Annotated in this window: 5 protein-coding genes and 1 pseudogene; 2 read left to right on the plus strand and 4 right to left on the minus strand. The window is 69.0% G+C overall.

The window, feature by feature from the left end; translation table 11 throughout:
- Positions 1-48: 48 nt before the first annotated feature.
- Entirely contained in the window at positions 49-1,458 is a 1,410-nt protein-coding gene (locus OG332_RS46995) for an IS4 family transposase (protein WP_327411459.1), read from the plus strand.
- Between the two features lie 50 nt (positions 1,459-1,508).
- Here OG332_RS46995 and OG332_RS47000 read toward each other — a convergent pair whose 3' ends face one another.
- Both OG332_RS47000 and OG332_RS48115 read right to left on the minus strand, forming a co-directional pair.
- Positions 1,509-2,405: an IS3 family transposase gene (locus OG332_RS47000; protein WP_327411458.1), complete on the minus strand. Its 897-nt coding sequence runs from the start codon at positions 2,403-2,405 to the stop codon at positions 1,509-1,511.
- 82 nt (positions 2,406-2,487) lie between these two features.
- A pseudogene (locus OG332_RS48115) lies at positions 2,488-2,709 on the minus strand (transposase); the annotation flags it as partial.
- Between the two features lie 102 nt (positions 2,710-2,811).
- Between OG332_RS48115 and OG332_RS47005 the strand changes: the two are divergent.
- Positions 2,812-3,153 (plus strand): hypothetical protein, encoded by a 342-nt coding sequence (locus OG332_RS47005; RefSeq protein WP_327411457.1) that lies wholly within the window; start codon positions 2,812-2,814, stop codon positions 3,151-3,153.
- Between the two features lie 53 nt (positions 3,154-3,206).
- On the opposite strand, the gene OG332_RS47010 is transcribed toward OG332_RS47005, so the two are convergent.
- Positions 3,207-5,876, minus strand: coding sequence for a DEAD/DEAH box helicase (locus OG332_RS47010; RefSeq protein WP_327411456.1), 2,670 nt, complete (start codon positions 5,874-5,876; stop codon positions 3,207-3,209).
- A gap of 36 nt (positions 5,877-5,912) precedes the next feature.
- A complete protein-coding gene (locus OG332_RS47015; protein WP_327411455.1) occupies positions 5,913-6,542 on the minus strand; it encodes a hypothetical protein in 630 nt (209 codons plus the stop codon).
- Positions 6,543-7,063 lie beyond the last annotated feature (521 nt).

Raw genomic sequence — 7,063 nt, forward strand, 5'->3', positions numbered from 1 at the left:
AGATCAACTTGTGCTGAAGCAAGGTGATCGTCGAGTCCAGGAGTCCCGTTGCGGGAGAAGTCTGTCATCACGCGCACGATCGAGGTCGCTGGGGGTGTGTTCGCGCCGGGGCAGCTGGGTGAGCTGACGCAGACGGTGGACTTCGAACTGGTGGACGCGGTGCTTGAGGAGACCGGCACGGTCGAGCGGCGACTGCGGCTGCTGCCCTCGCGGGTGGTGGTGTACTTCGTCCTCGCGCTCGCACTGTTCGAGAACTGCTCCTACCGGGCGGTGTGGGGCAAACTGACCGCCTCGCTGACGAGTCTGGCCCTGGCCGTCCCGGCGGCTTCCTCGCTGTCGCGGGCGAGGCGGCGGATAGGGGCCGCCCCGCTACGGCGGCTGTTCGAGATCCTGGCCGGGCCCCTCGCTGTCCGCGGGCAGTCGGGCACGTTCTGGCGGGGCCTGCGGTGCGTGGCCGTCGACGGCACTCTCCTCCATGTCCCGGACGAGAAGACGCTCACCTGGAAGTACCCGAAACGGGCCGGTGACACGCTGGAGTTCGGCTACCCGCTGCTGCGGCTCGTCGTCCTGGTCGAGTGTGGCACCCGCGCCCTGCTCGCCGCCACCTTCGGACCCGAGAGTGACGGTGAACTCACCTACGCGAACCGCCTGTTGGGCGCTCTTGACGACACGATGCTCCTGCTGGCCGACGCCGGCTTCGATGCGGTGGAATTCCTCCGTGACATCCAGGGCAGCGGGGCACGATTCCTGATCCGCTCTTCCGCCCGACGCATCCCCACCCCCGCCGAGCACCTGGCCGACGGCTCCTACCTGGCCCGGATCGGCTACGGCGTCATTCCCGTCCTGATCACCGTCCGCGTCATCGAGGCCCACCTCACAGTCCGCCTGGACGACGGCACTGTCCGCCACGAGCAGTGGCGCCTGCTCACCAGCCTCCTCGACCCCGTCCGCTACCCCGCCGATGAAGTGGCCGAGCTCTATCACCGCAGGTGGCAGGTGGAAACCACCTACTTCTCGATCAAGGCGACCATCCTGGAGGGCCGCGTCCTGCGCTCGCGCACCCAGCCCGGCCTCGACCAGGAGGTCTACGCCCTGCTCACGACCTACCAGGCCCTCCTCCGCGCCGCCGCCGACGGCATCGAGACCCGCCCCGACCTCACCATGAGCCGGATCAGCTTCACCGTCCTGATCCGCACCGCCGGTGACACCGTCATCAGCGCGACCGGAATCCTGCCCCCACTCGGCCCTGTCGACCGAGTCGGCGTGATCGGTCAGGCCGTCCTCGAAGCCCCGCTGCCGTCCCAACACAGGCAACGCATCAAAGCCCGCACCCGCAAGAACCCCACCAGCAAGTACGGCCCGAACGCCGGACAACAGCCCGTGACCAGCCAGAACTACAGCATCCAGACCACTATCACGTTCTTCGAGCACGGCCTCAACAGCCGCTCACGGCGCTAAAGCAACGGTGTTGGCGTTGAAGTTTCCCCGTGATCTTGGACACGGTGTTGTTACGCTGCGAGGGCCTGGTCTTGCCGGTATCGCAGGCGGGTTTCGTGGGGTGTGAGGTAGCCCCAGTGGATGTGCTTGCGTAGGCGGCGTCTGTTGTAGAAGGTCTCGATGAAGTCGAAGATGTCGGCGCGGGCGGTGGCCCGGTCGGGCCAGAAGCGGGTGCCGATCTCTTCTTTCAGGACGGCCCAGAAGCTCTCCGCGGCGGCGTTATCGAAGCAGCTCCCGGTCCGGCCCATACTTTGCCGGTGCCCCAACTTGCTGATTTTTGTGCGGAGTTGACCGGAGGTGTATTCCGATCCGCGGTCACTGTGGATCACACAGCCGGGTTCCAGGCGGCCCAGCGCGGCTGCCATGTCCAGCGCGTCGACGACGAGGTCGGCGCGGTGGTGGTCGGCCATCGAGTACCCGATCACCTCGCGCGTGGCCAGGTCCAGCCACGAGGCGAGGTAGAGCCAGCCCTCGGCGGTGGGGATGTAGGTGATGTCCCCGACGATTTTCGTTCCGGGACGGATGGCGGTGAAGTCCCGGCCGATCAGGTCCGGCGACGGGGCGGCCTTGGTGTCGGCCTTGGTCAGGCCGCGGCGTCCGGTGCGCCGGCTGTTCCCGGCGATGCCGTTCTCCCGCATGACCCGTGCCACCCGCTTACGGTTGACCACCCGGCCCTGCCGGCGCAGTTCGGCGGTGACGCGCGGGACGCCGTAGTTCCGCCGGGAGGCGATGTAGATCACCGTGATCTCGTGTGCCAGGGTCTCATCCGCCCGTCGCCTGGCTTCGCGGGCCTCGGCTCCGGCCACCCACGCGTAGTACGTGGACCGGGCGGTCTTCATCACCGTGCACAGCAGCACGATCGTGTAGTTCGCCTTCTCCGCGTGGATGAACCGGCATATCGTGCTCACCGGTCGCTCTCCTTCGCGAAGAAGGAGGTCGCTTTTTCAGGATCTCGATCGTCTTCGCCTGCTCTACGGTCAGCTTCCGCAGCCGCTTCAGTTCCTCGTCCCGGTCGTCGGCGGCCCGCACGGCGCCGGGTCCCGATCCGTTGTCCTGGGCGGCCCGGGCCTTCTTCACCCAGCCCCGCAGGGACTCCGAGCTGATCCCGAGTTCCCGGGCGACCTCGGTCACCGTCCGGCCCGACGACCGCACGAGCTCGATCGCGTCCCGCTTGTACTCGTCCGAGTACCGCTTCGTGTACTTGCTTCCCACCTGGCACTACTTCCTCTGGAACCTCAGATCCCAGTCTCCAGGTGTCCACGATCAAGGGGAAGCTTCAGTGGCTCCACCGTCCCTGTCAACGTGAGGAAGTTCGTGAACGACCAGCAAGCTGGTGCCCGAAACCAGTTCAACGTCTTCGGCAACGGCAATCAGTTCGGTGACAACAACACCCAGAACAACACCTTCGGCTACGACCCAAACCAGCTGGCGAAGTTCGCCCGTGATCTGCTTGCCGCCGCGAGCACCGCCGATATCACTGAGACCGCTCGTGCTCGGGTTACGGAGAGCGTCGCTGTACTCGAGGGAGAGCTGGCCGAGAGCAGCCCGGAACCGGGGAAGGTGCGTCAGGCCCTGGAGAAGGTGAAGGAAGTGGCGTGGCAGACGTTGCCGGGGGCGATCGTCCAGGCCGTGTTCGTCTCTGCGGGCCTTGGGTGAAGGCCCGGGCATGATGCCCGGGGCCTTGGATACCGGTCCGGCTCAGGGAGCGGTCACGCCCACTCCACGCCCAGCTCCCGCAGGGCGTCCAGCTGTTCCTGGGTGAGCTTGTCGCGCCGGGTCTTGGTGTTGGAGACCCACACGCCGAGCTTCACGATCACTGGTTCCGCCTCGCCCTTGACCGCGATCTCCTCGCCGTGCGCGCGGGGCACCGGCCGGTCCGTGCCTTCCCGCTCCACCCACTGCGCGAGGGCCGCCAGGCCCCGCTGGAACGCCTGCTGTGCTTTGCTCGGACCCTTCGCCGTACGCGCCGCCGCGGGCGCGGGAGACGGGACCTCAGGAGCCGTGATGCCCAGCGCGGTCAACCGGGCCTGCTGTTCGGGCAGGAGCTGCGCCCAGGTGACAGGTTGCTTCTGCTGCCGGAGCCACTTGCCGACGTCGTCGCCGTCGAAGACGACGCCCGGCGCGATGTGGGGCAGGACGCCGTCGGCGTCGACCAGGTCCGCCAGGACGCGGTGGTGCCGTTGCCAGTCCAGCGGCCACGGGCAGTCCCAGTCCTCGTCGATCTCGGAGAGCTGCGCCGCCCGGGTCGTCGCGGTGTCCTCGTCCTTCCCGAGGCCGTTCTTGGCGCCCTTGCGGCGGAGGTTGGCCATGTGCTGTCCAACGGGCACCATCTCGTCGTCCTCGCCCCACGTCGCGTCCTGCCGGGGCGCAAGGTGCCCTGTGGCCCGGCGGTAGGACCGCAAGGCGGCGAGCTTGGCCTCCCACGCCTCTTCGCCGGGCTCCCACACCATCCCGGCCTCCGGCGCGTCCAGCAGGACCTTGCGCCGCTCCTCCAGCTCGTCGGCGCGCAGGGCCTTCCGCTGCTGGTGGACCCACCGGCCGAGCGGGAACGTCTTGGTGACGCCGACCTCGGTCTCGGTGTCGTACGGGACGGCGTACAAGCCGGTGATCCCGTTCTCCGAGCGCCACCGGAGGAGGGCCTGGTAGCCCTCCAGCCACACCAGGCTGTCCGGCCGGTAGACCCGGGTGCGCAGGAACGCGGCGATCGTGGCGGCGTCGCGCGGGCTGGAGAAGTGGAGCAGGGCCGACTCCGCGGCGGCGTCGGTGCCGTCCTGCTCCTGGTCCTCGCTTTCGCTGCCGGCTCCGACGATCCGCCCGTCCTCGTCGCGGCGTAGGTGGACCTTGCGCTGGCCGCTGGTGAGGGCGCGGGAGGCGAGCTGCTCGACCAGACGGTCATCATGACTGCGGAGGCCCTGGAGGACCGCTACAAGAGGCTTGAAGCTCGCGGAGGCGACCATGTCGGTCGGGTCCTCGCCCGGCTCCAGGAACACGGGAACCATGATGCGGGCGACCTTGGTGCTGCCGTCGCGGTTGAGCCGGAGCGCGCGGCCGATGTTCTGCACGATCTCGACCTGGGAGCCGCGGGTGTCGGCGAAGCAGATCGCCTCCACCCCGCGCTCGCCGGTGATGTCGACGCCCTCGCCGAGGACGCGCACGGAGGCGAGGAACGCCCGGTGCACGCGCCGGTTGTTCGCGTCGATGCCGTTGGCGAACTGCCGCAGGACCTCGCGCCGCTCGGTCACGAGGTGGTCCCCGCACAGCCACGCCGACCACACCCGGTCCGGCGGGACGTGGCGGCCGCTCTCCAGCTCGTAGAACTCCGCCTCGATCGACGACTTCGGCAGCTTCTCCGCAGCCGCCAGATCGGCGTCGCAGGCGTCGGTGGCGTACAGCTCGGCCGCCGTCTGGGGCAACTTCTCGGCGAACGCGGCCGCCTCCTCCACCTTCTGGTGGAACGTCATGACCGTACGCAGGTTGTACGCCGCGGCGTGCTCCAGGAGCGCGGTCTGCAACAGCGCCAGGCGCCGGCCCCGCCGCGCTTCCTCCGACTCCTCGAGGACGGGGGAGGGGTCGCGGATCTCCAGGACGTCGATCTCGAACCCCGCGAGGATGCCCCGCTCGATCGCCTCGGACAGCCCGAGCTCGGCCAGCCACGCGCCGTAGGTGCCGTCCGGGTCGTCGGCCATGCTCGCGATCTCCGCCTCCTGGCCGCCGGCGCCCTTCTGCGGCCGGGCCGCGGCCAAGATGCGTGGTGTCGCGGTCAGGTAGAGCCGGAAGTCCGCCGGGATCCGCGCGTTGTCGTGGATCGCGGCCCACGGCCGCCCGAGATCACCGGCCGTGCCATGCGCCTCATCGACGATGGCGAGGTCGAAGCCCGCCATCCGCTGCCCGTACAGCCGCTCCCCGCCTGCCAGGGCGGCCTCCAGCGGCCCGCGAACCTTCCGCTGGCCCTCCGGTACGTCGATGTCCTCGCGGTCCACCAGGGAGGCGTACGTGGCGAACACGACGACGGGCCCGGACGCGGCCCACAGGGCGAGCTGGATCGGGTTCGTGGTGGTGCGCACCCCCAGTTCGTTGAGGACCGGGTCGTTCTCCAGGGAGCAGACGGCGATCATCGGGGCCCGGTGGCCCACCAGCCGCCACGCCTGGGCGGTCTGAGCGAGCAGGTCCAAGGTGGGGACGGTGACCAGGATCCGGCCGCCCCGGAAGCACTCCAGCGCGCTCGCGGCTGCCGTGATCGTCTTGCCGGACCCGGTCGCGGACACGATCGTTCCCCGGGCCCCCCGCGGGGGCACAGATGACCTTGCAGGGAATCCCACCCACTTCCGGAACGCCGACTTCTGGTCGACCTGGTGTTCCTTGAGCTGAATCGCTGACATTTCCTTGCCTCCCCGATGCCTAATTCCAGTGGTCTTTTAGACGGCCGCGTGCGAGGTATTGGCCGCACCGGCGTCACTCCAGATCGACGAGCCCGCGAGATGCCAGCCGCCGGGCGTCCCGTCCGACTTCCCGCACTTGAACCTCGGCAGGTCCTGCGGGTCGTAGTGCCCGGCCTCGAGGGTGCAGAAGATGACGTCACCGCTGGACATCTCCACCGTCTGGGCCGTGCACAGACCGCCGACGTCACCCAGCGCTCCCAGCGCCCGGCGCCGCGCCGTGGTGTTCGGCTGTGTGCGCGGCAGCACCCTCTCTCGCACGAACGCTTCCAGCCGCACCACGTTGGCCCGTTCCCGCCGACGTGCGTCCGCGAGATGTACGGCCAGCTCAGCAGCTCCGGCTGACCGGCCAGACCGCCGCGCCCAGTCCCGGTCCGCGATGCCCACCAGGGCCTCGCTCACCGTTGCCACGCCCTCGTCCCAGCCGTCCGCGAACAGTCCGCCCTGAGAGGCCGGCGCCATCCCGTCCAGCTCCACGACCTCGCTCTGCGCCCCGGCGACGGCTCCGGCCTCCAGGTCGTCCGCCTCAGCTGCGGGTACGCCCTGAGCGGCCAAGAGCGCGAACAGCTTCAACCGGGCGTTGGTGCCCGCCGTCTGATACTGACTCACCCGGCGCACAGAATCGCTGATCAGCGCTGGATCTAGTCCGGTAGATTCGTGGTGCGTGGTCATCTGCGGCCGTTCCTCTCGAAAATGAGGGAGGGTTCCAGGCGGTTGGGGGGTGTCTCGTGTTTCCGCCAACGGTACATGGTGCATCAACCCGATGCACCCGCTACACTAGTACCCAACACGAACGAGCGACCCCCACCCCTCGTAGCCAGCCAGGCCCACGCAGTGGGCCCCAACGGTTCTGGAGGCGCAGCCGGAAGAACCGTTGGGCGGGGGAGCGCAGCGGACCCGCCCAGGAGGACGCAGTCCTCCCTCACTCCCTCTTCAACTCCACAACAAGAGCCGCCACTAGTTGCACTGTCAGACCCTGATCGACCCGGCCGCGCATCGCGCGGCCTACCGGGCGCGCAGCGGCAGGCCCCACTCGTTCCCGAAGCGCAGCGCAGGGAACGGCCTTCGCATCGCGAAGGGCCAGCGGGAGCGCAGCGACCGCCCCCGCTTGCACATCGCGCAGCGATGTG

It is taken from the genome of Streptomyces sp. NBC_01233 (assembly GCF_035989305.1).
Lineage (GTDB): Bacteria > Actinomycetota > Actinomycetes > Streptomycetales > Streptomycetaceae > Streptomyces.